Below are 20304 nucleotides of genomic sequence, written 5' to 3' on the forward strand. Positions count from 1 at the left end.
TCAGAACACCCGGTCCAGCCACGCGATGACCAGCTCCGCCAGAGCATCGCTGTTGTCCTCGCTCATCAGCATGTGGCCGTTGCCCGTGTGCTCCGGATCGTCGAGGAAGCGGTAGGTGACGTCGGCGCCGTGCGCGGACAGCCACTCGGCCGTCGCGCCGTCGGCTGCGCGCGGGTGGTCCGTGTCGCGGTCGCCGGTGAGCACCAGCACGGGCTTGCCGTCGAAGCGACCGGCCCCGCGCAGCTGGCTGCCGCGGACGTTCTGGCGCTGCGCCAGCAGCCCGGCGGGGATGGGGCCGAGCTGCCGGCTGTACGTCGCCACCGCGTCGGCCGGAAACCGTGTGCCGGCACCGATCATCTTGGCCCGGGCGAACGCGTCGTCCGGCCACCACAGGCCACGCTTCGGGAGCCGCCAACGCAGGGCCAGGCCTTGGATCTCGACGTCGTCTTCGGTCTCGTCCAGCACGGTCGGTTCCGGCTGGATGTCGCCGGGCGGGCCGGGCGCGAGCGCGACCAGCGCGGCGATCCGGTCCCCGTGCGTGGCCGACAGGCGGAACCCGAACGGCCCCGACATCGAGTGCACGACGAGCACCACCGGCCCGTCCTGCGCCTCGAGCAACGCCCCGAGCGCCGCGCAGACGACCTCACCCGTGACCTCGTCCGGCGGCAGCGTCGTACTGCGCCCGGTGCCAGGCCAATCCGGCACGAGCACCCGGTAGCCGTGCTCGACGAAAGTGTGGGCCCAGCCCGGGCGACCGTCCGGAGTCGACAGATAACACGCACCGGTCACGCTGCCACCGTGCACGAGGACGACACTGCGAGCCGGGGCGTGGTCCGGCCGCAGCTCGTCGTAGTACAGCGGCGCCGGCAAACCGGTGCGGTGCCTCACGCGGTGGCCTCCAGCAACGCGTTCGCGAGCTCGACCGGATGCGTGAGCATGGCCTCGTGGCTGCCGGGGCACTCGACGATCCGCGGGTCGGCCAGGCGGTGGGCGGACTGCTCGTAGGCCGTCTTCGGCACGGCCTGGTCCTGCTGCAGGAAGACGTAGCTGCTGGGGACACCCGAGGTGAAGAACCGCGTCAGCCGGACAGGTTCCGTGAGCCAGCCCAGCGGGCTCGGCACGATCCGTGCGGCGACGCTCGCGGCCAGCGTCTCGTCGGCGTCCTGCATGAACGCGCCCAGGAACATCTCCGGCGGCAGGGTGACGGAGTTGTCGCTGCTCTGCTCGGCCAGCGCGGTGACCGCGCCGACGAGCTCGTCCGGCAGGAGGTCGTTGATGCACTCGCCGTCCGACAGCACCCACGCGTCGACGAACACGGTGCGTTCCACGCGTTCGGGCTGCTGTTCCGCGACGAGCTGGATCACCGGGCCGCCGCCGCTGTGGCCGACGAGCACGAACCGGTCGAAGCCGTGCCGCTCGATCCGATCGATCAAGTCGTCGACCATGGTGGTCAGCGTGACGCCTGAGCGGTCGACGTCGCCCTCCTCCTGGCCGCGCAGAGTCGGGGCGAACACCTCGTGGCCGGCGGCACTCAGCTGTTCGGCCACGCCGTCCCACGCCCAGCCGCCCTGCCACCCGCCGTGGACGAGCACGATCTTCATGGAAACTCCTCGTTGAGTCTCTACTGTGGACAGTCTTAAGTGGTCTGCAGCGGTTCGCGCAACCCGGCGGGCAACGCGCGGGCGTGACCCACGGCGACGGCGTCGCGAGCGGTGCCGAGGTAATGGCGGCTCACGTCCTCGTCGGCGAGCAGGGCCGCCGCGGTGTCGGTGCGGGTGATGGTGCCGTTCTCCATCACCACGCCGTGGTCGGCGATGCCGAGCGCGGCGGCGGCGTTCTGCTCGGCGAGCAGGATCGTCACGCCGTCGCGCGCGAGCTGTTGCAGCACGCCGAGGATCTCGGTGACCAGCAAGGGCGCGATGCCCAGCGACGGTTCGTCGAGCAGCAGCACCTTCGGCTCCCGCACGAGTGCCCGCGCGATGGCCAGCATCTGCTGCTGCCCGCCGGACAGCAGCCCGGACTGGCGGGTGGCGAACTCGCGCAGGATCGGGAACAGGCCGTAGACGCGCTCCAGCCGCTCGGTCGCCGCTGTGCCGCGCACCCCGGTGCCGTGCAACCCGACCTGCAGGTTCTCCGCGACGGTCAGGTCACCGAACAGCTGCCGCCCGGCCGGGACGAGGCACACGCCGCGGCGCGCCACCTCGTGCGCGGCGAGCCCGGCGACCGGTTCGCCGCCCAACGTGACCTCCCCCGCGGACGGCCGGTGCAGCCCGGCGAGGCACTTGAGCAGCGTGGTCTTGCCCGCGCCGTTGGCGCCGATCATCGCGACCATCGTGCCGTCGGGGACCTCGCAGGAGACCTCGTGCAGCACGCGGGTGGAGCCGTAGCGGGCGTCGAGGCCGCGGACGGTGAGATTCATGGCTTCACTCCCAGGTAGGCCTCGATCACGGCCGGGTCGGCCTGCACGCGCTGCGGCACGTCGTCGGCGATCACGCGGCCGGCGTCGAGGACGGTGACGTGGTCGCTCACGGTCATCACGAGCTCGATGTTGTGCTCGATCACCACCAGCGAGATGCCGCCCGCGCACACCGCGCGCAGCGCCGCCGCGAGCTCACCGGTCTCCGTGTCGTCGAGCCCTGCCGCCGGTTCGTCCAGCAGCAGCAACGTCGGCCCGCCCGCGAGTCCCCGCGCGACCTCGACCAGCCGCTGGGCACCGGCGGGCAGCTCGCCCGCGAGGGAGTCGGCGTACGCGCCGAGCTCCAGGAACTCCAGCAGCTCGTCGGCGCGGCGGCCGAGGGCGCGTTCCTCGCGGCGGGTGCCCGGCAGGCGCAAGCCGTCGGAGAGGAACCGTGCGCGGGTGAAGCGGTAGCCGCCGAGCATCACGTTCTCGCGCACGGTCAGCGTGCCGACCAGCCGAGCCGACTGGAAGGTGCGCGCGAGGCCGAGCGTGGGCAGCCGGTGCGGGCGGACGCCGGTGATGTCCTGTCCGGCGAACTCGACGCGGCCGGCGTCGGGCGCGGTGAACCCGGTCATGAGGTCGAGCAGCGTGGTCTTGCCGGCGCCGTTGGGGCCGATGATCGCGCGCACGGTGCCGGGGGCGACGGTGAAGCTCACGTCGTCGACCGCGGTCACGCCGCCGAAGCGGCGGGTCAGGCCGTGCACGGCCAGCAGCGGGGTCTCGGTGGTCATCGCTGCACCGCTTTCTTGATCGCGCCCCAGATCCCGCGCGGCAGGTAGGTGATCACGACGATGAGCACGACCCCGGCCACGAACGGCGACCAGGACGCGAAACTCTGCCCCACCTCCGGCAGCCCCTGGATCACGAGCGCGCCCAGCAGCGGCCCGACGATCGTGCGCGCGCCGCCGAGCGCGAGCATGATCACGATGCTCAGCGCCACCGTCACGCCGACCACTTCCGGCGAGATGAACCGCAGGTAGAACGCGTAGAGGCTTCCGCCGAGCGAGGCGTAGACGGCGGAGACCACGAACGCGCTGGTCTTGTAGCGGGCCGCGTTGATGCCGAGCATCGTCGCGGCCGCCGGGTCGGCGGCGATGGCCGAGAGCGCCCGCCCGGTCTGGGAACGCTGCAGGTTGCCGACGAACCACGCGCCGAGCCCGCACACCACGAGCAGCAGGTAGTAGTTGGCCTGGTCGCTGAAGACGTCGAACGTGCCCAGGCGCAGGCTCGGCACGCCGACCAGGCCCGAGGGCCCGCCCGTGAACCCGGTGAGCCCGGACGCGAGCGACTCGGTGATCACGGCCAGCCCCAGCGTCGCCAGCGCGAGGTAGTAGCCGCGCAGCCGCAGGAACACGGTGCCCAGCCCGGCCGCGACCGCAGCGGAGACCACGGCCATCACGATCATCGCCACCAGCGTCGGCCAGTGCCAGCGCAGCGTGAGCAGGCCCGCGCCGTAGCCGCCGATCGCCATGAACAGCGTCTGTCCCAACGAGACCTGGCCCGCGTAACCCATGAGCAGGTTGAGCCCGAGCACGATCAGGAAGAAGATCCCGGCGATCACGAGCAGGCCCAGCCAGCCCGGGACCAGCAGCGGCAGCACGAGGGCGACGACCACCGCCACGGCCGCGATGACCAGCCGCTGCGGTGACCGAGCGCGGCCGGCCTGCGGGTGGGCCGCGGTGGTGGGAGTTGTCTGTTCCTGCGTGGTCATCGGCGCACCTCGCTCGTCTTGCCCAGCAGCCCGGTCGGTCGCACGAGCAGGAGCACGATGAGCACGGCCATCGCGATCACCTGCGCGAGGTCACCGCTGGTGTAGCGGCTGAAAAGTCCTTGCAGCAGACCGAGAACGAGGCCGCCGACGACGGCACCGGCCGTGCTGCCGAGGCCGCCCGCGACCGCCGCGATGAACCCGGCGACCGCGTACGGCGTCACGGTGGAGAACTGCAGGAACGTCGCCGGGATGACCGTGGTGCCGGCCAGCGCCGCCATCGCGCCGGCGAGGCTGAACGCGATCAGCCGGATGCGCCCGACGTTGATCCCTTGCAACGCGGCGGCTTCCGGGTTGCTCGCCGTGGCGCGCATCGTCAGCCCGAGGCTCGTGCGCTGCACCAGGAACCACAGGGCGGCCACCGTCACCACGAGCGCGCCGATGATCCACAGGTACTGCGACACGATGCGGACGCCGCCGATCGTGATCGCGGTGTCGCCGCTGAAGGGCTGCATCGTGTACGGCAGGTTGCCCCACACGAGCAGCAGCAGCCCGCCGATGGCCTGCAACAGCCCGACCGTCACCAGCAGCATCCGGTCCGGCGTCGCGCGGGCCGCGGCCGGTGCCATCACCAGCCGTTCCACCACCGCCATGAGCAACGCGAACAGAGGCACCACAATCACGACGGTGACCAGCGGTGGCACACCGAGCCACTGCTGGATCGACACGGCCAGCAACGCCGCGAGCACCACGAACCCGCCCTGGGCGAGGTTGATGATGCGGCTGATCGAATAGACGAGCGAGACGCCGAGCGCGATCAGCGCGTACACGCCCCCGTCGGCGAGGCCGCCGACGATGACCTGGATCAGTCCGGACATGGCCGTGCTCATCTCCCCACGAAGGTCAGCCGGCCACCGGTCGCGCGCACGATGCCGACGTCGTCGGCGCCGATCCCGCGGTGGTTGTCCGGGGCGAACGAATAAGTGCCGATGACACCTGAGACCCCGCGCAGGCTCTCCAGTGCGTCACGGGTTGCGGCGACGTTGCCGTGCGCCTTCTCCAGCGCCTGCGCGACGAGCAGCACCCCGTCGTAGGCGACGCCGGGGCCGAAGTCGGGGTCGGCGCCGTAGCGGGCGCGGAACTCGTCGTGGTAGCCGCGTTCCAGCTGCTGCACCTGGGTGCTCGGGTTCTGCTGCTGCCACCAGAAGTCGCGCGTGGCCGGGATGAGCAACGTGTCCGGCGTGTAGTCGGCGATGCGGCGCAGGAACGCGTAGGTCAGGTTGCCGTCGGTGGTCGCGACCGGGAGCTTGAGTCCCATTTGGTCGATGCCCTTGAACGCGACACCCGCGGCCGCGCCGCTGCTCCACACCACCAGCGCCTGCGGCTGGCCCGAGGTGGTGGCCTGCAGCTGCGAGGTCACCGACACCGCGGTGGGGCTGTAGCTGGCCTGTCCCACCACGGAAACGCCCGTGTGCGCGGCGGCCGACTGGATCGCGTGCGCGCCGTCGAGACCGCTCGCGTCGGTGGTGTAGATGAGCCCGACGCGCGTGATGCCCTGGCTCTTCCAGTACGCCAGCAGCCGCTCGGCGAGCGTGTCGGTCGGCGCGCTGGCCGACCACTGGTACGAGCCCGGTTTCGGCTTCACACCGGGGGAAAGGCAGTAGTCGATCAGCTGCGCGCTGGACGCCAGCGGGATCACGGCCTGGCACGGACCCGACAGCGACGGTCCGACAAGCGCGTCGATGCTGCCGAGCATCTTGCGCGTCTGCAGCACGGCCTGCGCGGGATTGCTCTGGTCGTCGGCGGTGCGCAGCCGCAGGGGCTTGCCGTTGACACCGCCGCGCGCGTTGATCTGGTCCACCGCCAGCTGTGCGCCCTGCAGCTCGCCGACGCCGAGCTGGCTGCCGGTGCCGGTCTGGCTGGTGATGAGGCCCAGGGTGTAGACGGAGTCGTCTGAAGCGGCTGAAGCGGAGCAGCCGGCCGTGGCGAGTGCGAGAGCCGCGAACACGAAGCCGAAGCGGCGCCGTGGTGGGGACGGTCTCGGCGGCGGGGAGAACTGAACAGCAACGGTCATGGTTCACCAGTCTTCTGCGATGAAGAAGTGCGCTCTGTCTAACAGAGGTTGAGAACCGGGTCAAGGCACAGGTTCGCCGTGCGTTCCCAGCGTTTCGAAACGGTTGCGGACCGCGTTTTCCGCTGCCCGCAAAGGTGAGTCGTTCTCGAGTTCTTGCCTGCCGGGCAGGCGTTCCCGGCGCGGACCGCCTGCGGCGCGGTGATCACCGCGCCCCGCCGGCTTCGCCGCTTGCCGTACGATTCTGCTATGAAGAAGCCCGCTCTCGACCCCGCCGGCGCGCACTCGCCCGCACCGCAGTACCCGATCGACTCGGTCGACAAGGCGCTTCGGATCCTCCTGCTGCTGGGGGATCGCCCCGAGCTGCGGATGACGGACGTCGCCGAGTACCTGGGTGTCGCCTCTTCCACCGCGCACCGCCTGCTGGCGATGCTGCAGTACCGCGGTTTCATCCGGCAGGACGCGCGAACGAAGACCTACCGGCCGGGCACCTCGCTCACGGCCGTCGCCTTCGCGATCCTGCAGCGGTTCGACGTGCGCGAGACGCTGCGCCCGTTCCTCGAGAAGCTCAACAACGAGTTCGCCGAGACCGTGCACCTCGCGATCCTCGACGGCACCACGGTGCGGTTCATCGAGGCCATCGAAAGCCCGCGCGCGGTCCGGGTCGCCTCGCGGCTGGGCCAGGCGATGCCCGCCAACTGCACCTCGACCGGCAAGGCGCTGCTCGCCGAGCTGTCCACCGAGGACCTGCACCGGATGTACCCGGACGAGCAGCTGGAGACGCTCACGCCCAACTCGATCGGCACGCGCAGCGAGCTGGAGCTGGAGATCGAGAGTGTGCGCAGGCGCGGCTACTCGACCAGCAGCGAGGAGAGCGAAGAGGGCGTGGCGTCGGTCGCCGTCGCCTTCCCCGCCGGGAACCTCCCCGCGCGGCTCGCGCTGAACGTCTCGCTGCCGGTCGGGCGGCTGTCGCGCGCCGAGGTCCGGCAGATCGGCGAACGTCTCAAGGAGACGGTCGCCGAAGCCACGCCGCTGTTGCACTAACAGCTGGTGCACTGGCCGAGCCGGGCGAGCTCGTGGCGCCAGGCCACGCCCTCGTTGAAGGCGGGCCCCAGGTCGGGCAGCTCCGCCAGGTCCTCGGGCGGCAGGTCGGCAAGCCGGCCGCCGGCACTCACCACGTCCAGCGCCATCCGCGCGAGCGTGTCCACGGACAGCGCGCGCAGCACTGCTTCCTGCACCGAACCGCCGCTGCTCGTGAGGCCGTGCCCACGCAGCAGAACAACCGGCCGGCCGGCCATCGCGGCCACCATTTCCTTGGCCAGCGTGCGGTTGCGGACCAGGACCCCACGCGGGTACACGGGCACGCCGCCGGCCGCGAGCTTGGCGCCGGGGATGTCGTAGGCGCCCACGATGGGCCGGATCGACAGCCCCGCCAGGTCCGCCGCGACGACCGACGGCGGGTGCGCGTGCACCACGGCCTTGACCTCGGGATCGGTGCGCAGCACCTCGGTGTGCAGGGGCAGCTCGTTGGGGACCGACCAGCCGTCGAGCTCCCCGGACGCCGCAGCCGCGCCGTCGAGGTCGACCAGCCGGATGTCCTCGGGCGTGGTCCACGCCAGGCCCCGCTCCTGCTGCCCGCGGCAGCGGACGAGGATGCGTTCGTCGTCGATGCGCAGGGAAACGTGGCCGAGGAACCCTTCCGCCAGTCCCCGGGCGGCGAGCACGCGGCAGGCGTCGGAGACGAGCTGCCGTTCCTGCTTCAACTCGGTCATGCCGCGCTCACCGGGGCGATCAGCTTGTCCAGCACGGAAAGTCCTTCCTCGTAGGGGGTTCCGGCGGTGATGAGCCGGCGCGCGGCGACGAGCAGCTTCGGCCAGTTCACCGTGACGGCCGCGGAAAGCCGGCCGGTTTCGTCGCGGTAGAGCGCGGCGAACCGCGGTGGGTCGGTGGTGGGATCTCCGGCCAGCTCGAAGCCGGTCGCCCGGTTCGGCCGTCCCGCGATCTGGATCTTCCAGTCGTACTGGTCGCTCCACGCGTACTCGGTCGGCCGGTACTGCACCGGATCCTCCGGGTGGACGACGTTGTGCGCCACGCACGCCGCCTGCTCGACCGCGTTGGTCCAGTGCTCGACGCGCACGTGCTCGCCGTGGCCCGCGTGGAACCAGCGGGCGACGTCGCCGACGCCGAAGATCTCCGGGTGCCCGGTGGCGCGGCAGAACTCGTCGCACACGAGGCCGTTGTCCAGCTCCAGCCCCGAATCGGCGAGCCATTCGACCGCCGGCACCGCGCCGATCCCGACGACCACGGTGCCCGCGGGCAGCACCGTCCCGTCGGTGAGCGTGATCTCCAGTGCGCCCACCCGCCCGGACACCGCCCGGACGCCGGTGCCGAAGCGCGTCTCGACGCCGTGGCGCCGGTGCACGTCGCCGACCAGTCGGCCCACCTCGTCGCCGAGCACGCGCGCGATCGGCGCCGGCAGCGGGTCGACGACGGTGACCTCGCGGCCGGCGGCGTGGGCGGTGGCCGCGACCTCGGCGCCGATGAACCCGCCGCCGACGACCACGAGCGGCCCCGGCTCGGCGAGCACGGCCCGCAAGCCCGTGCCGTCGGTGAGGGTCCGGAGCACGTGCACCCCGGATTCGGCGGCCCACGGCGACGGCCGCGCGGTGGCACCGGTGGCGATCACGAGGGTGTCGTAGCCGAGGTCGGTCCCGTCCGCCAGATTGACCGTACGCGCGACCGGGTCGACGCCCGTCGCCGCGACGCCGAGCCGCAGCTCGATGCCGTCGGCGGCGGCTTCCTCCTCCGTGAGCAGCGCCAGCCGGTCGTGCTCCCACGCGCCGGCGAGGAACTGCTTGGACAGCGGCGGTTTGTCGTAGGGCAGATGGGGTTCGGCTCCGACGAGGACGATCCGGCCGTCGTGGCCCTGCGCCCGCAGCGCCTGCGCCGTGCGGACACCGCCCACCGACGCGCCGACGATCACGACCGTGCTCATCCGTCGACCACCCCCAGTGCCTTGACCGGGCAACTGCGCGCGGCCGCTTCGACGCGGGCGCGGTCGGCCTCGGGGATGGTTTCGGTCAGCAGGACGACTTTGCCGTCGTCGTCGATGTCGTAGACGTCTTCGGCGGTGGTGAGGCAGTTGCCGTACCCCTGGCAGAGGTCGGTGTCGGCGGTGAGCTTGGCCATCGGTCTTTCCGTTTCGGGTTCAGGATCGCTTGCGGGGCGCGGAAACACCGATGCCGCCGTCGGGATGGACGGCCTGACCGGTGATGCCGCGGGCGCGGTCGGAGGCGAGGAACACGTAGCTCCACGCGTGGTCCTCGCCGCTGAGCGCCACGTGCAGGGGCACGCGCGCGGCGAGCTCCTCGGCCCGCCGCGGCGCGTCGCCGAGGCTGCGCTCGGCGGTGCCGAGGCTGGGCAGGCCGCGCAGGTCGGTGCCCAGCGTCCCGCCGGGCGCGACGCCGTTCACGCGGATCTCCGGCGCGAGGTCGTGCGCGAGCGCGGTGACGAGCCCACGCACGGCGAACTTCGACGACAGGTACAGCACGCCGCCGCGTCCCGGGTAGTACGACGACGTCGACTCGGTCAGCAGCACCACGCCGTGACCCGAGCGCTTCAGCTCGGGCAGCGCGGCCTTCACCGAATGCAGGTGGCTCTTGACGTTGGTGCGGAACATCTCGTCGAACGCGTCGTCGAGCACGTCGGCGTCGAGATCTTCGATGCTGCGGTAGAAGTCGAAGACACCGACGCAGTTGACGAGCACGTCGAGGCCGCCGAACGCAGCGACGGCGGCGGCCACCGCGGTGTCGTTGGCCGCTCGCGTGGTCGCGTCGCCGACCGTGACCGGCACGTCCGGGACCTCGGCCTCCAGCGCGGCCGCCTTGCCCGCGTCGCGTTCGAGCACGGCAACGCGGGCGCCTTCCGAGCGGAACGCGTCGACCACGGCCCGGCCGATGCCCGAACCGGCACCGACGACGAGCGCGCGGCGGCCCTGAAGCCAGCCCGTCACGAGTCCTCCCCTGCGTCGGTGGATTCGGTCGCCACGAGCGGGCCGAACGGGTGGCCGATCATGGCGGAGAACGTCTCGGTGTTCTGCCAGGTCAGCGCCTCCAGCTCCAGCGGGCACAACGACACCCACTGGCCCGACTTCGGCGACTCGATCAGCAGCCGGGCACCGTTGCGCGTGTCGACGCGCCGCACCTGGATCTCGGCGAACTCGTTGCCGAGCCGGATGACCTCGCCCGTGGTGTGGGCGACCAGTTCGTCGTGTTCCGCGGCAGCCGCGGCCGCCGCGCGGGCGTCCTCGGCCTCGCCTTCCCAGGAGAGGTTCACAGGAAGATCGCCAGGTTCTGCATGCGGATCACCGAATCGTCGACGAGGATCGTGCGCCGCGCGAGCTGCCAGCCGTCGGGCGTGCTGCGCAGCAGATCCTCGCGCCCGGCGGAGACGATCGAGCCGGACAGCACGTCGCCGCGGCTGCGGAACAGCAGTGTCGCGGACTCCACGACGAGGTGGTTGTCGTCTTCGGTCGCGAAGGTGCGCACGTTGGACAGGTGGTGGCGCAGGCGCGAAGGCGGGTCCTCGGTCCAGGCGTGCTCGGTCATGAACCGCGCGACCCGCCGCGACAGCGAGTACTTGTCCTCGTCGAAGTGCGCCATCCCCGGTGCGGTGTCGAACCCCGCGCCCAGCGCGGTGGTGACGCGCACCGGCATCAGGTAGTGGATGTCCTCGGTGAGTGTGGTCAGCCACTGCTCGTAGTCCTGCGCGTCGAGCAGCCACGCTTCGTCGACCAGCCACTGGTGGGCCTGGAGGTGGCGGGCGTCGTCGAAGCGCAGCGGCCGGCCGGTGCGCAGGATGCGGGACGCGTGCGCCCCGAGCGGCGAGCGGCTGGAGTGCGTCTCGGTGGTCATGCCTGCACCGCCTCGGCGGTCTCGGCCGGCGCGCCGACTTCCAGGGCGGTGGCCGATTTCGTCGGCTGTTCGAGGTAGTCGGCCCAGCGGTTGAGCAGCTCGCGCTGGTTGTACTCGCCGTAACCGGTGTGCGCGACGCCCGGGCCGTGGAACTGCTCCGGGGTGAGCGCGGGGACGACCTCGGTGTCGTCTTCGAGGATGCCCATGCGGCTGTTGAGCTTGAGGCGCCGCGCCATCGAGCCGGCGGCGGTGTTGGTGAGCGAGACCCAGTTCTCGACGTCGTCCTGCTCGAACATGCCGGTGGACCCGAAGCACATCAGATAAGCCTTGTAGGACAAGGCCTTGTACTCCTCGGGCGCCTCCGCGTCGACCGCGAACCAGGACAGCACCTCGGTCTCGTTCTCGCTGATCGGCTGCCACTGGCGGACGGAGATGAACGGCAGCACGTCGTCGGAATCCGCGACGCGCGGCCAGTTGTGGACGAACGACAGGTTCGGGAACACCGAAGCGGCAGAGATCATGAAGCCGTCCTCGCCGATCACCTGCTGCTGGGCCTGCGAGAAGGTGGCCTTCATCTTCTCGACCATCTCCTGCGGGTAGCCGACGTAGCGCGTGCGCTCGTCGAACCCGCCCGGCGGCAGCTTGTAGGTGGTGCCGCCGCCGTTGCCGGCCCAGTAGGTGGCGCCGTCCTTGCGCTTCTCCGCCTTCGGCTCGCGGAACAGGCCGATCTCCACGACGGACGTGTGCGTCTGCGGCGTGTGGTACATGTCGCCGGCGAAGTTCTCGGCGCCGATCTTCCAGTTGGCCTTCACGCGCCAGCGCTGCGGGCCGCGCAGCTCGATGCCGCTGGAGCTCTGCTTGGTGTAGAAGTCCAGGTAGAAGCGGAAATCGCCGAGGAAGTCCACCAGCGGCGGGGCTTCGGGGTCCAGCGAGACGAAGATCAGCCCGTTGTAGGTGTCGAGGTTCGGCGCCGGCAGCAGCCGCTGGCCCTTGCGCTTGAACCCGGCCTCGCCGCCGTAGGCCTCCTGGTGGAACGGCAGACCGACGATCCGGCCGTCGTTGCGGTAGGACCAGCCGTGGTAGGGGCACCGGAAGTGCGAGGCGTTGCCCATCTCCGCACGGCAGACCTGCATCCCGCGGTGCAGACACATGTTGAAGTGGGCCCGGATCTCGCCCTTCTCGTCGCGCGTGACGATGAACGAGTCGTCCAGCACGCGGCGCACCACGTAGTCGCCGGGCTTGGCGATCTCCGACTCGTGGGCCACGAACAGCCACGCCCGGCCGAAGACTCGCTCCCGCTCCAGCTCGAAGATCTCCCGGTCGTTGTAGATGTGCGCCGGGATCATCCCGCGCCGCACGTCGGACAAGGTGCCGGACTGATCCGTCATCGTCGACTCTCCTCAAACCAAAACTCTGTACAGCAGAACTAATCTCTGAACAGTAGAGCAGAAGCAGAGATCGGGAGTCAATCGCCGGGGTAGGCCTCGAGGTGCGAGCCAGGACACGCCGAAGAGCGCCGCCGAAGACAGCTCGGCGGCGCTCGCGGTGAGGCTGGTCGGCTACTCGGGCTTGCGGTACCGGCGCGCGAAGAAGGCCAGGACGTCTTCCACGAACCGCTGCGCGTGCTCGATGTTGGGCAGGTGGCCGCATTCGGCGTACACACGCAGCTCGGCGTCCGGGAGGCGCGCGGAGATCTCGTCCGCGTACCCGCGCTCGCGCAGGGGGTCCTCGGCGCCTGCGATCACCAGCGTCGGCACGCGGACGCGTTCGTAGGCGATCGGGTCCTTCTTGCCGAAGTTCTCGCCGCCGTGGTCCGGCGTCAGCGGCTTCGGCGGCCGCAGCCGCGCGGACGCGGCGCACTCCCACGCACCGGGTTCGAGGCTCATCCGGTGGCGCCGGCGCACGTACTCGGGATCGTCGGCCCAGCGGCTGGAGTACATCGCCGTGCGCAGGATCTTCGCCATCCCGGCTTCGGTGAGGTCGTACTCCTGGATGGCGGCGCGGGCCTCGTTGAACGGGATGAACCCGCCGCCGCTCGCCAGTACCGCCGCGGCGGCCGGGAGCAGCGGGGTCTCGGTCGCGAGGTCTTCGGCCAGGTAGGTGCCGCCCATCGAGTTCCCGACGAAGGCCGCGGACTCGATGCCCAGTGCCCGGACGGTGGCGGCGATGTGCCGCACCCGCCGGCCTTTGGGGTCGGCGAAGTCGATCACCTTGTCGGTTTTGCCGTAACCCAGCCAGTCGGGCGCGTACACGTGGTACCCGGCGTCGGCCAGGCCCGGGATGGTCTCCGTCCACGAGCCTTCGGCCGACGACCCGTACTCCCCCGAGTGCAGCAGGACCACGGGCGGCCCGTCGACCGGTCCCGCCTCGAGGTAGTGGGTACGCATGCCGTCGACGGTGACGAATCGGCTCGAGAGCTCGGCCACGGGTCCTCCTCTTCGGTGGGTCCCCGACGATCGTGGTTCGGCACTGTGCTCGTCAGCGACCTGGCTTCCGTCCGGGTGTAACCCGAGGCACACGTCCCCTTCTCGACCTGGGGTTCCCGACCTGGGTGCAGCCGCGACCCGACCCAGGTCACTGCGGTTTCGATCAAGCCGGTGAACCCTGGGCCGGCCGTGCTGAAATCCGCGCCCGTACGCGAGGGCGCTCTGAGGAGAAGCCCATGTCGACGACACACACCCGGCGCTATGTCCTCGCCGCCCGGCCCGCCACCACGACCGGGCCGCTCGAAGACGGGGTGCTGCGCTACGAGGACCACGTGCCCGTGCCCGCGTTGCGAGACGGCCAGGTGTCGGTGAAGGTCGGGTGGCTGTCGCTGGACGTCGCCACCCGCGGCTGGATGAACGACGTGCGCAACTACCTGCCACCCGCGCCCCTGGGCGAGGCGATGCGCGCGCTCGGCTCCGGCGTAGTCACCGAGTCGCGGTACCCGGGCCTGGTAATCGGCGACCGCGTGTCCGGACTCCTGGGCTGGCAAGAGGACGCCGTGGTCGACGGCTCGACCCTGCGAAAGGTGCCCGACGGCGTGCCGCTGCAGGCCGCGCTGCACGTGCTCGGCATCTCCGGCCAGACGGCCTGGCTCGGCCTGCACGACATCGGGCAGCCTCGCGCCGGTGAAACGGTGGTCGTCACCGCCGCGGCCGGCGCCGTCGGCTCCATCGCCGTGCAGCTCGCCGTGGCCGCCGGCGCCCGCGTGATCGGCGTCGCAGGCACGCCGGAAAAGTGCGATCTCGTGCGCGAACTGGGCGCCCTCGACTGCGTGAACTACCGCACGCAGGACGTCGAGGCCGCGATCACCGAACTCGCCCCCGACCGCGTGGACGTGGTGTTCGACAACGTCGGCGGCGCGATCCTCGACGCCCTGCTGCCCCACCTCGCGGTGAACGCCCGCGTCGTCCTGTGCGGCGCGGTGTCCCGCTACGACAAGGGCGGCCCCGTCCCGCTGCGGAACTGGTTCCACCTGCTGCCGAACCGCGTGCGCATGGAGGGCTTCATCTACATGGACCACGCCGCCCGCTTCGACGAAGTCGAGGCCGACCTCCTGCCCCGCGTCCGCGCCGGCGAGCTGCACTGCCAGGAACACGTGATCGACGGCCTGAAGTCCGCACCCGACGGCATTCAGGTCCTGCTGAATGGCAGCAACAACGGCAAGGTCCTCGTACGACTGGGCGACTGACCCATCCCCTCAGGTCGCCCGGGGTCAGTGGCCCGAGGTCTTCGAGCCGCCCGGCCTATTCGCCCGAGGTCTTCGACGTGTCCAACCCCGCGGCCACACCCTCGAGGACCTCGGGCCGCACGATCAACAGCCCGCCTTTCGGCAGCCGGCGCAACACGCCGCGCTCGCGCAGGGACCGCAGCGAGCGCGCCACCACCTCGCGGACCGAGCCGACCGACTGGGCGAGCTCGTGCTGGTCGGCCATCACCACGAGGCCCTCCGGCTGCCGTACGGCCAGCTCCAGCAGGTGCCGGCTCACGCGTTGGTCGATGGTGCCGAAGACGTTGGCGCCCAGGGTGTCGATGACTTCGTAGCAGACGCGCGCCATCTGGCGGGCCAGCGACCACGCGACGCGCGCGTCGGTCTGGCCGAAGCGGCGCAGGGTCTCGGGGTTGAGGAACGTGATGCGGCATTCGGTGATGGCGTAGCCCAGCCACGGCGAGCCGTTGGCGATCGCCGAGGTGAGGCCGAGGATCTGGCCCGCGCCGGCGTAGCGCACGGTGGCCGTGCGGCCGTCGGGTCCACTGAGGACCACGCGGGTGAGTCCCGAGTGGATCAACGCGAGCGTGGGGCGGTTGTTCTCGCCGATGACGTTGCCGGCCGGGACGGTGACGACGAAGGCCTCCGCGAGCATCGCGTCGCGGACGTCCGCCGGCAGCTCGGCGAGGTGGCTGTGGCGCCACGCCTCCAGCGACCCGCCCAGTGCCCCGCCGCTGTGCACCGCGTACATCCCGGTACCTCCTGGCCGGCCGGTCGGCTTCGAACCCACTCGACTTTACCTGCCGCCGCGACCACGGCAAACGCGGTCGCCGGCCCGCCTTGACAGCTAAGTTACGAAAGGTAAGCTACGTTTCGTAACTTAGCCGGTTCGATCCGGCGATCCGACAGGAAGAAGGCCATGCGGAGTCATCTCAACGGCATCGACCACTGCTGCGTGCTGGTCCGGGATTTCGACCGGGCGCGTGACACGTTCACCCTCCTGGGGTTCACCGTGTCCCCCTTCGGCCGGCACGCCACCGAAATGGGCACCGGCAACCACAACGTCCTGTTCGAACAGGACTACTTCGAGCTGCTCGGCGTGCGGGAACCCACCGAGTACAACGAGGACATCCGCGACGCGCTGAGCGTGCGCGAGGGCATCGCGGCCGTCGCCGTGCGCACGGACGACACCGCTGCGGCGGCCGCCGAATGGCAGGCGGCGGGCCTCACCACGACGGAACCCCAGACCGTGCGAAGGCCGGTCGAACTACCCGACGGCACCGAGTCGGAGGCGGTCTTCTCGATCGCACGGCTCACCGACGTCACCGGATACCTGCAGCTGTTCTCCAGCCAGATCCTGACGCCGGAGCACACGTGGATCTCCGAGCTGATGAAGCACCCCAACACGGCTTGGGGCATCGACCACATCGCGATCGTCGCCGAGGACGCCGAGACGTCCGCCGCGAATGTTGCCCGCGTGTTCGAAACCGAACCCGAAGCGCACACGACCGGGACCATCGAGGTACCGACCGGCGGCAGCCCGATCATCTACCTGAGTCCGTCGTCGTTCAAAGCGACCTACCCCGGCATCGACCGGCCGCCGACCGGCCTCACGGTGCTGGCGGTCAAGGTGTTCGACGAGAACACCGCGGCTGCGCACCTTCGCACATCCAATGTTCCTTTCACGACAACCGAACGCGGTCTGGTGGTGGCACCCGAACACGCGAACGGGATCCTGCTGGTGCTCCGCGCCGCCACGCACACCGGGGAGGACGCGTGAAGTCGTCGAACTACAAGCAGCGCACGGTCGGCGACCGCACGCTGCGTCCGGAAACGCTCATGATGGGGTTCGGATACTCACCCGCGTTGTCCGAAGGCGCACTCAAACCACCGGTTTTCCTCACCTCCACGTTCGTTTTCGAAACCGCGCAACAAGGCAAGGACCAGTTCGACCTCACGTCCGGCCGGCGCCAGGCCCACGACGGCGAGCAGGCCGGCCTCGTCTACTCCCGCTTCAACAATCCGAACTTCGAGATCCTCGAGGACCGGGTCGCCGTCTGGGACGACGCCGAACGCGGCGCCGTCTTCGCCTCGGGCATGGCGGCGATCGCCACCACGCTGCTCACGTTCTGCAAGCCCGGCGACGTCGTGCTGCACTCGCGCCCCCTCTACGGCGGCACGGAAACACTGATCCGCAACACGCTTTCCGCGTTCGGGATCGGTTCCGCGGGCTTCACCGACGGCACCGACCCGGAACACGTCGAAGCCGCCGCCCACGCGGCGATGGAGCAGGGCACCGTGAGCGTGCTCTTCGCCGAAACACCCGCCAACCCGACAGGCGGCCTGATCGACCTCAAGGTGCTGTCCGATGTCGCCGACCTGATCGGCACCCGGCAGGGCAAGCGGCCGCTGGTGATCGTCGACAACACGTTGCTGGGCCCCATGTTCCAGCAACCCCTGCGCCACGGCGCCGATCTCGCCGTCTACTCGCTGACCAAATACGCCGGCGGCCACAGCGACCTCATCGCGGGCGGCGTCACCGGCAGCGCCGAACACGTCGGCCGCATTGTGCAGACCCGCAGCGCCCTCGGCACCCAGCTCGACCCGAACACGTGCTGGATGCTGCTGCGGTCGTTGGAAACACTGCAGATCCGGGCTGAGCGAGCGGCCGCCAACGCGCGCCGCCTGGCCGAGTTCCTGCGTGACCACGACAAGATCGCCCAGGTCGACTACCTCGGTTTCCTCACCGCCGACGACCCGCGCAAAGCCGTGTTCGACCGCCAATCCACCTCGCCGGGATCCACGTTTTCCTTCTACGTCAAGGGCGGCGAGCCCGAAGCGTTCGCGTTCCTCGACCGCCTGCAGCTGTGCAAGCTGGCCGTGAGCCTGGGCGGCACCGAGACGCTGATCTGCCACCCCGCGTCCACGACGCATTCGGGCGTGCCGGCGCCGCTGCGCGAGGAGATCGGGCTGACGGACTCGCTCGTGCGGATCTCGGTGGGCATCGAGAACGTCGACGACCTCATCGCCGACCTCACGCAAGCGCTGGACTTCTGATGCCGCGGGCCGCAGCCGAGGGCTGCTCGCTGGAGTACGACACCATCGGCCCGGACTCCGGCGAGCCGCTCGTAGTCGTCCAGGGCCTCGGCGATCAGCTGACCAAGCGGGACGACGGCTTCCCCCAGGCCCTGGCCGCGCGCGGGTTCTTCGTGATCCGCTTCGACAACCGCGACGTCGGCCTGTCCACCCACTTTCCCGACGCCGGCGTCCCGGACCTGGGTACGGTGGCGACCGGGTCCGCGCAACTGCCCTACCGTCTGGAGGACATGGCCGCCGACGTCGTGGCAGTGCTGGACGCGGTGGGCGTGGACCGCACGCACCTCGTCGGCGCCTCGATGGGCGGCATGATCACACAACTCGTCGCGGCCGACCATCCACATCGGACACGGTCGTTGACGTCCATCATGTCCTCCACGGGCAATCCCGCGTTGCCTCCCGCGACACCGGAAGCCATCACCGCGCTCACCGCCCCGGCGCCCGACCCCTCGGACAGGGAGGCCTACCTGAACCACGTCGCGGCGGCAGCTCAAGCCTTGGGCAGCCCGGCCTATCCGTACGACGAAGCCGAACTCCGGGCCACGCTGCTGTCCACAGTGCACCGCGACCACGACCCGGCGGGCACGCAACGCCAGCTCGCCGCCCTCCTGGCCAACGGCGACCGCCGCGCGAAACTCCGGCGCATCACCGCGCCCACGCTGGTCATCCACGGCGCCGACGACCCCCTCATTCCCCCAGCCGCCGCCGAAGACACCGCGTCGACCGTGCCGGGTGCCGAACTGCTCGTCATCCCCGGCATGGGCCACAACCTGCCCCGCGAGCTCTACGACCGCGTAGCCGACGCGATCGCCCGATTCGCCGCAACACCTGCCTGACCAGCCGCCCGCGCACCTCACCCGCGCGGGCGCTTTCAGCTGTCCCGCACCACGGCCAGGATGATGCGCCCCACCGCGTCGATCGCCTGCGGCCCCGGCAGCCGGCCCGCGATCGCTTCCCGCGACAGGGATTCCGCCGCGCCGATGACCCCGATCATCACGGTCCGGTCCAGTTCGCCCGGCACAAACCGGTGCAGCGCTTCGAGATACAGATCCACATATCGCTCACGCCCCGCGTGCAGCACTTCCTCCATGTCCGGACTGGTCGACAGCGCCGCCGTGATCGCGCCGTACTCCTGTCCGATGTGCAGCACACAGCCGACGTACGCCTCGGCCAGCAACGCGGCCGCTTCCTCCGGCGTGCGCGCCTTCGTGTCGAACGCCACCCGCACCGCCTCGGACTGCTGCTCGTCGACCCGCTGGTACAACGCCTTCACCAGCCCGGCGCGCGTCTCGAAGTGCCCGTAGACGATCGGCTTCGTCACGCCCGCCTGCTCGGCCACGCGCGCCAACGTCAGCGCGTCGGCCCCTTCCGCGCGCACCACCGCCGCGGCCGTGTCGAGCAGCTGGCTGTGCCGCTCGTCGTACGACATCCGCCGTCCGGCCACGAAACCCCTCCAGCCCGCAGTAAGTTACGAACCGTATCTTACGCCACCGGCGAGTGTGGTCCACTGTGGTCACCGCCGCACCGTGGCGAAGTGGCCGAGCAGCTGCTCGGCCACCCGCTCAGGCTGCTCCAGGGCGACCGAATGCCCTGCGGCCTCCACCATCACGTACTTCCCGCCGCTGGCCTCGGCGATGGTCCGGCCGGAGATCGGCTGCGGGTACGTCTCGTCCTCGCTGCCGGCGACGGCCAGCACCGGCGTCGCGCAGCCGGCCAGCTCCGTCTCGATGCCCGTGCGGTGGATCACGCCGTGCACGCTCTCGGCGATCGCCGGCGGCAGCTGCGCCATGAACGTTCGCCACGGCTCGCACAGCTCCGGGCGCGAGGTGAGGCTGGTCGCCCCCAACATGACTCGCAGGAGGACGTCGATGATCACGCCGGGCCCGTGCGCCTCGACAACGCCGAAGAGCCGCTGGTACTCCTCCAGCCGGTTCTCCGCCTCGGCCGACGATCCCAGCGCGGCCGCGGTGAGCAGCAGGTCCGGCCGGCGCGCGGCGAGCCGGAGCGCGACGAACCCGCCCATCGAGTTGCCGACGAAATGGCACGGCCCCAGCCCCAGCGCCTCGATCAGCGCGGCGGCGTCGGCCGCGAGCGTGTCCATGTCCAGCCGGTCCCGCCGGTCCGGTGCGCTGCCGCCCTGGTTGCGGTGGTCGTAGGCGACGGTCCGGAACCCCTCGCCGGCCAGGATCTCCGCCAGCGGCACGAACATGGTGCGGTCGAAGAACAACGAGTGGCTCAACACGACCGCGGTCCCGGACTCGGGGCCGGCCGCGGTGTAGGCAAGGCTGGTCCCGTTGACGTCGATGGTCGGCATGGCGCGGTCTCCCTGGCTGCGGTGGCGTGACTTCCCGACGCTAGGAGCAC

23 protein-coding genes are annotated in these 20304 nt (G+C 70.7%); 5 read left to right on the forward strand and 18 right to left on the reverse strand.

Annotated features, from left to right (window positions below; translation table 11 throughout):
• From ABZU76_RS39675 to ABZU76_RS39705, 7 genes are read right to left on the reverse strand one after another with little or no spacing between them, the layout of a single operon-like run.
• A complete protein-coding gene (locus tag ABZU76_RS39675) occupies positions 1–888 on the reverse strand; it encodes an alpha/beta fold hydrolase (RefSeq protein WP_354879780.1) in 888 nt (295 codons plus the stop codon).
• A complete protein-coding gene (locus ABZU76_RS39680) occupies positions 885–1601 on the reverse strand; it encodes an alpha/beta hydrolase (protein WP_354879783.1) in 717 nt (238 codons plus the stop codon). The genes ABZU76_RS39675 and ABZU76_RS39680 overlap by 4 nt, the downstream gene beginning before the upstream one ends.
• Before the next feature lie 35 nt (positions 1602–1636).
• Positions 1637–2419: an ABC transporter ATP-binding protein gene (locus tag ABZU76_RS39685; RefSeq protein ID WP_354879786.1), complete on the reverse strand. Its 783-nt coding sequence runs from the start codon at positions 2417–2419 to the stop codon at positions 1637–1639.
• Positions 2416–3189 (reverse strand): ABC transporter ATP-binding protein, encoded by a 774-nt coding sequence (locus ABZU76_RS39690; RefSeq protein WP_220243259.1) that lies wholly within the window; start codon positions 3187–3189, stop codon positions 2416–2418. Before ABZU76_RS39690 ends, ABZU76_RS39685 begins: the two co-directional genes overlap by 4 nt.
• Positions 3186–4169, reverse strand: coding sequence for a branched-chain amino acid ABC transporter permease (locus ABZU76_RS39695; protein WP_354879789.1), 984 nt, complete (start codon positions 4167–4169; stop codon positions 3186–3188). Before ABZU76_RS39695 ends, ABZU76_RS39690 begins: the two co-directional genes overlap by 4 nt.
• A complete protein-coding gene (locus tag ABZU76_RS39700) occupies positions 4166–5044 on the reverse strand; it encodes a branched-chain amino acid ABC transporter permease (protein ID WP_220243261.1) in 879 nt (292 codons plus the stop codon). The genes ABZU76_RS39695 and ABZU76_RS39700 overlap by 4 nt, the downstream gene beginning before the upstream one ends.
• Before the next feature lie 8 nt (positions 5045–5052).
• Positions 5053–6240 carry an ABC transporter substrate-binding protein gene (locus tag ABZU76_RS39705; RefSeq protein ID WP_354879792.1) on the reverse strand — a complete coding sequence of 396 codons (1188 nt, stop codon included), beginning with the start codon at positions 6238–6240 and terminating at the stop codon, positions 5053–5055.
• Positions 6241–6486: 246 nt separating this feature from the next.
• On the opposite strand from ABZU76_RS39705, the gene ABZU76_RS39710 reads away from it, so the two are divergent.
• Complete coding sequence (locus ABZU76_RS39710) at positions 6487–7281, forward strand: IclR family transcriptional regulator (RefSeq protein ID WP_220243263.1); 795 nt, start codon at positions 6487–6489, stop codon at positions 7279–7281.
• On the opposite strand, the gene ABZU76_RS39715 is transcribed toward ABZU76_RS39710, so the two are convergent.
• From ABZU76_RS39715 to ABZU76_RS39750, 8 genes are all read right to left on the reverse strand, one after another.
• Positions 7278–8009 carry a class II aldolase/adducin family protein gene (locus tag ABZU76_RS39715; protein WP_354879795.1) on the reverse strand — a complete coding sequence of 244 codons (732 nt, stop codon included), beginning with the start codon at positions 8007–8009 and terminating at the stop codon, positions 7278–7280. The two genes, ABZU76_RS39710 and ABZU76_RS39715, sit on opposite strands and share 4 nt — an antisense overlap.
• Positions 8006–9232: an FAD-dependent oxidoreductase gene (locus tag ABZU76_RS39720; protein WP_354879798.1), complete on the reverse strand. Its 1227-nt coding sequence runs from the start codon at positions 9230–9232 to the stop codon at positions 8006–8008. Before ABZU76_RS39720 ends, ABZU76_RS39715 begins: the two co-directional genes overlap by 4 nt.
• The gene (locus ABZU76_RS39725; RefSeq protein ID WP_354879801.1) at positions 9229–9426 is read right to left on the reverse strand and encodes a ferredoxin; all 198 of its coding nucleotides are present in this window, start codon (positions 9424–9426) and stop codon (positions 9229–9231) included. The genes ABZU76_RS39720 and ABZU76_RS39725 overlap by 4 nt, the downstream gene beginning before the upstream one ends.
• A 19-nt stretch (positions 9427–9445) precedes the next feature.
• Positions 9446–10249: a 3-(cis-5,6-dihydroxycyclohexa-1,3-dien-1-yl)propanoate dehydrogenase gene (gene hcaB, locus ABZU76_RS39730; RefSeq protein ID WP_354879803.1), complete on the reverse strand. Its 804-nt coding sequence runs from the start codon at positions 10247–10249 to the stop codon at positions 9446–9448.
• Positions 10246–10572 (reverse strand): hypothetical protein, encoded by a 327-nt coding sequence (locus ABZU76_RS39735; protein ID WP_354879806.1) that lies wholly within the window; start codon positions 10570–10572, stop codon positions 10246–10248. Before ABZU76_RS39735 ends, hcaB begins: the two co-directional genes overlap by 4 nt.
• The gene (locus ABZU76_RS39740) at positions 10569–11150 is read right to left on the reverse strand and encodes a 3-phenylpropionate/cinnamic acid dioxygenase subunit beta (protein ID WP_354879809.1); all 582 of its coding nucleotides are present in this window, start codon (positions 11148–11150) and stop codon (positions 10569–10571) included. Before ABZU76_RS39740 ends, ABZU76_RS39735 begins: the two co-directional genes overlap by 4 nt.
• Positions 11147–12538: a Rieske 2Fe-2S domain-containing protein gene (locus ABZU76_RS39745; RefSeq protein WP_354879812.1), complete on the reverse strand. Its 1392-nt coding sequence runs from the start codon at positions 12536–12538 to the stop codon at positions 11147–11149. The genes ABZU76_RS39740 and ABZU76_RS39745 overlap by 4 nt, the downstream gene beginning before the upstream one ends.
• 171 nt (positions 12539–12709) lie before the next feature.
• On the reverse strand, positions 12710–13576 hold the full coding sequence (locus tag ABZU76_RS39750; protein ID WP_354879815.1) for an alpha/beta hydrolase: 867 nt from the start codon (positions 13574–13576) through the stop codon (positions 12710–12712).
• A 236-nt stretch (positions 13577–13812) separates the two neighbouring features.
• Here ABZU76_RS39750 and ABZU76_RS39755 point away from each other — a divergent pair, with 236 nt between their 5' ends.
• Positions 13813–14826 (forward strand): NADP-dependent oxidoreductase, encoded by a 1014-nt coding sequence (locus ABZU76_RS39755; RefSeq protein ID WP_354879818.1) that lies wholly within the window; start codon positions 13813–13815, stop codon positions 14824–14826.
• Between the two features lie 55 nt (positions 14827–14881).
• Here ABZU76_RS39755 and ABZU76_RS39760 read toward each other — a convergent pair whose 3' ends face one another.
• Positions 14882–15595 carry a Crp/Fnr family transcriptional regulator gene (locus ABZU76_RS39760; RefSeq protein WP_354879821.1) on the reverse strand — a complete coding sequence of 238 codons (714 nt, stop codon included), beginning with the start codon at positions 15593–15595 and terminating at the stop codon, positions 14882–14884.
• 168 nt (positions 15596–15763) lie between these two features.
• On the opposite strand from ABZU76_RS39760, the gene ABZU76_RS39765 reads away from it, so the two are divergent.
• The 3 genes from ABZU76_RS39765 to ABZU76_RS39775 are packed head-to-tail and all read left to right on the forward strand — an operon-like array spanning position 15764 to position 18776.
• Positions 15764–16624, forward strand: a complete 861-nt coding sequence (locus ABZU76_RS39765) for a VOC family protein (protein ID WP_354879824.1) — start codon at positions 15764–15766, stop codon at positions 16622–16624.
• The gene (locus ABZU76_RS39770; protein WP_354879827.1) at positions 16621–17901 is read left to right on the forward strand and encodes a cystathionine gamma-synthase family protein; all 1281 of its coding nucleotides are present in this window, start codon (positions 16621–16623) and stop codon (positions 17899–17901) included. Before ABZU76_RS39765 ends, ABZU76_RS39770 begins: the two co-directional genes overlap by 4 nt.
• Entirely contained in the window at positions 17901–18776 is an 876-nt protein-coding gene (locus ABZU76_RS39775) for an alpha/beta hydrolase (protein WP_354879830.1), read from the forward strand. The genes ABZU76_RS39770 and ABZU76_RS39775 overlap by 1 nt, the downstream gene beginning before the upstream one ends.
• A gap of 35 nt (positions 18777–18811) precedes the next feature.
• Here the strand turns inward: ABZU76_RS39775 and ABZU76_RS39780 are convergent, their stop codons facing one another.
• Positions 18812–19384: a TetR/AcrR family transcriptional regulator gene (locus ABZU76_RS39780; protein ID WP_354879833.1), complete on the reverse strand. Its 573-nt coding sequence runs from the start codon at positions 19382–19384 to the stop codon at positions 18812–18814.
• A 69-nt stretch (positions 19385–19453) separates the two neighbouring features.
• Entirely contained in the window at positions 19454–20254 is an 801-nt protein-coding gene (locus tag ABZU76_RS39785) for an alpha/beta fold hydrolase (protein WP_354879836.1), read from the reverse strand.
• Between the last annotated feature and the right edge of the window lie 50 nt (positions 20255–20304).

This window comes from Amycolatopsis sp. NPDC005232 (assembly GCF_040607795.1).
In the GTDB taxonomy this organism is placed as follows: Bacteria; Actinomycetota; Actinomycetes; order Mycobacteriales; family Pseudonocardiaceae; genus Amycolatopsis.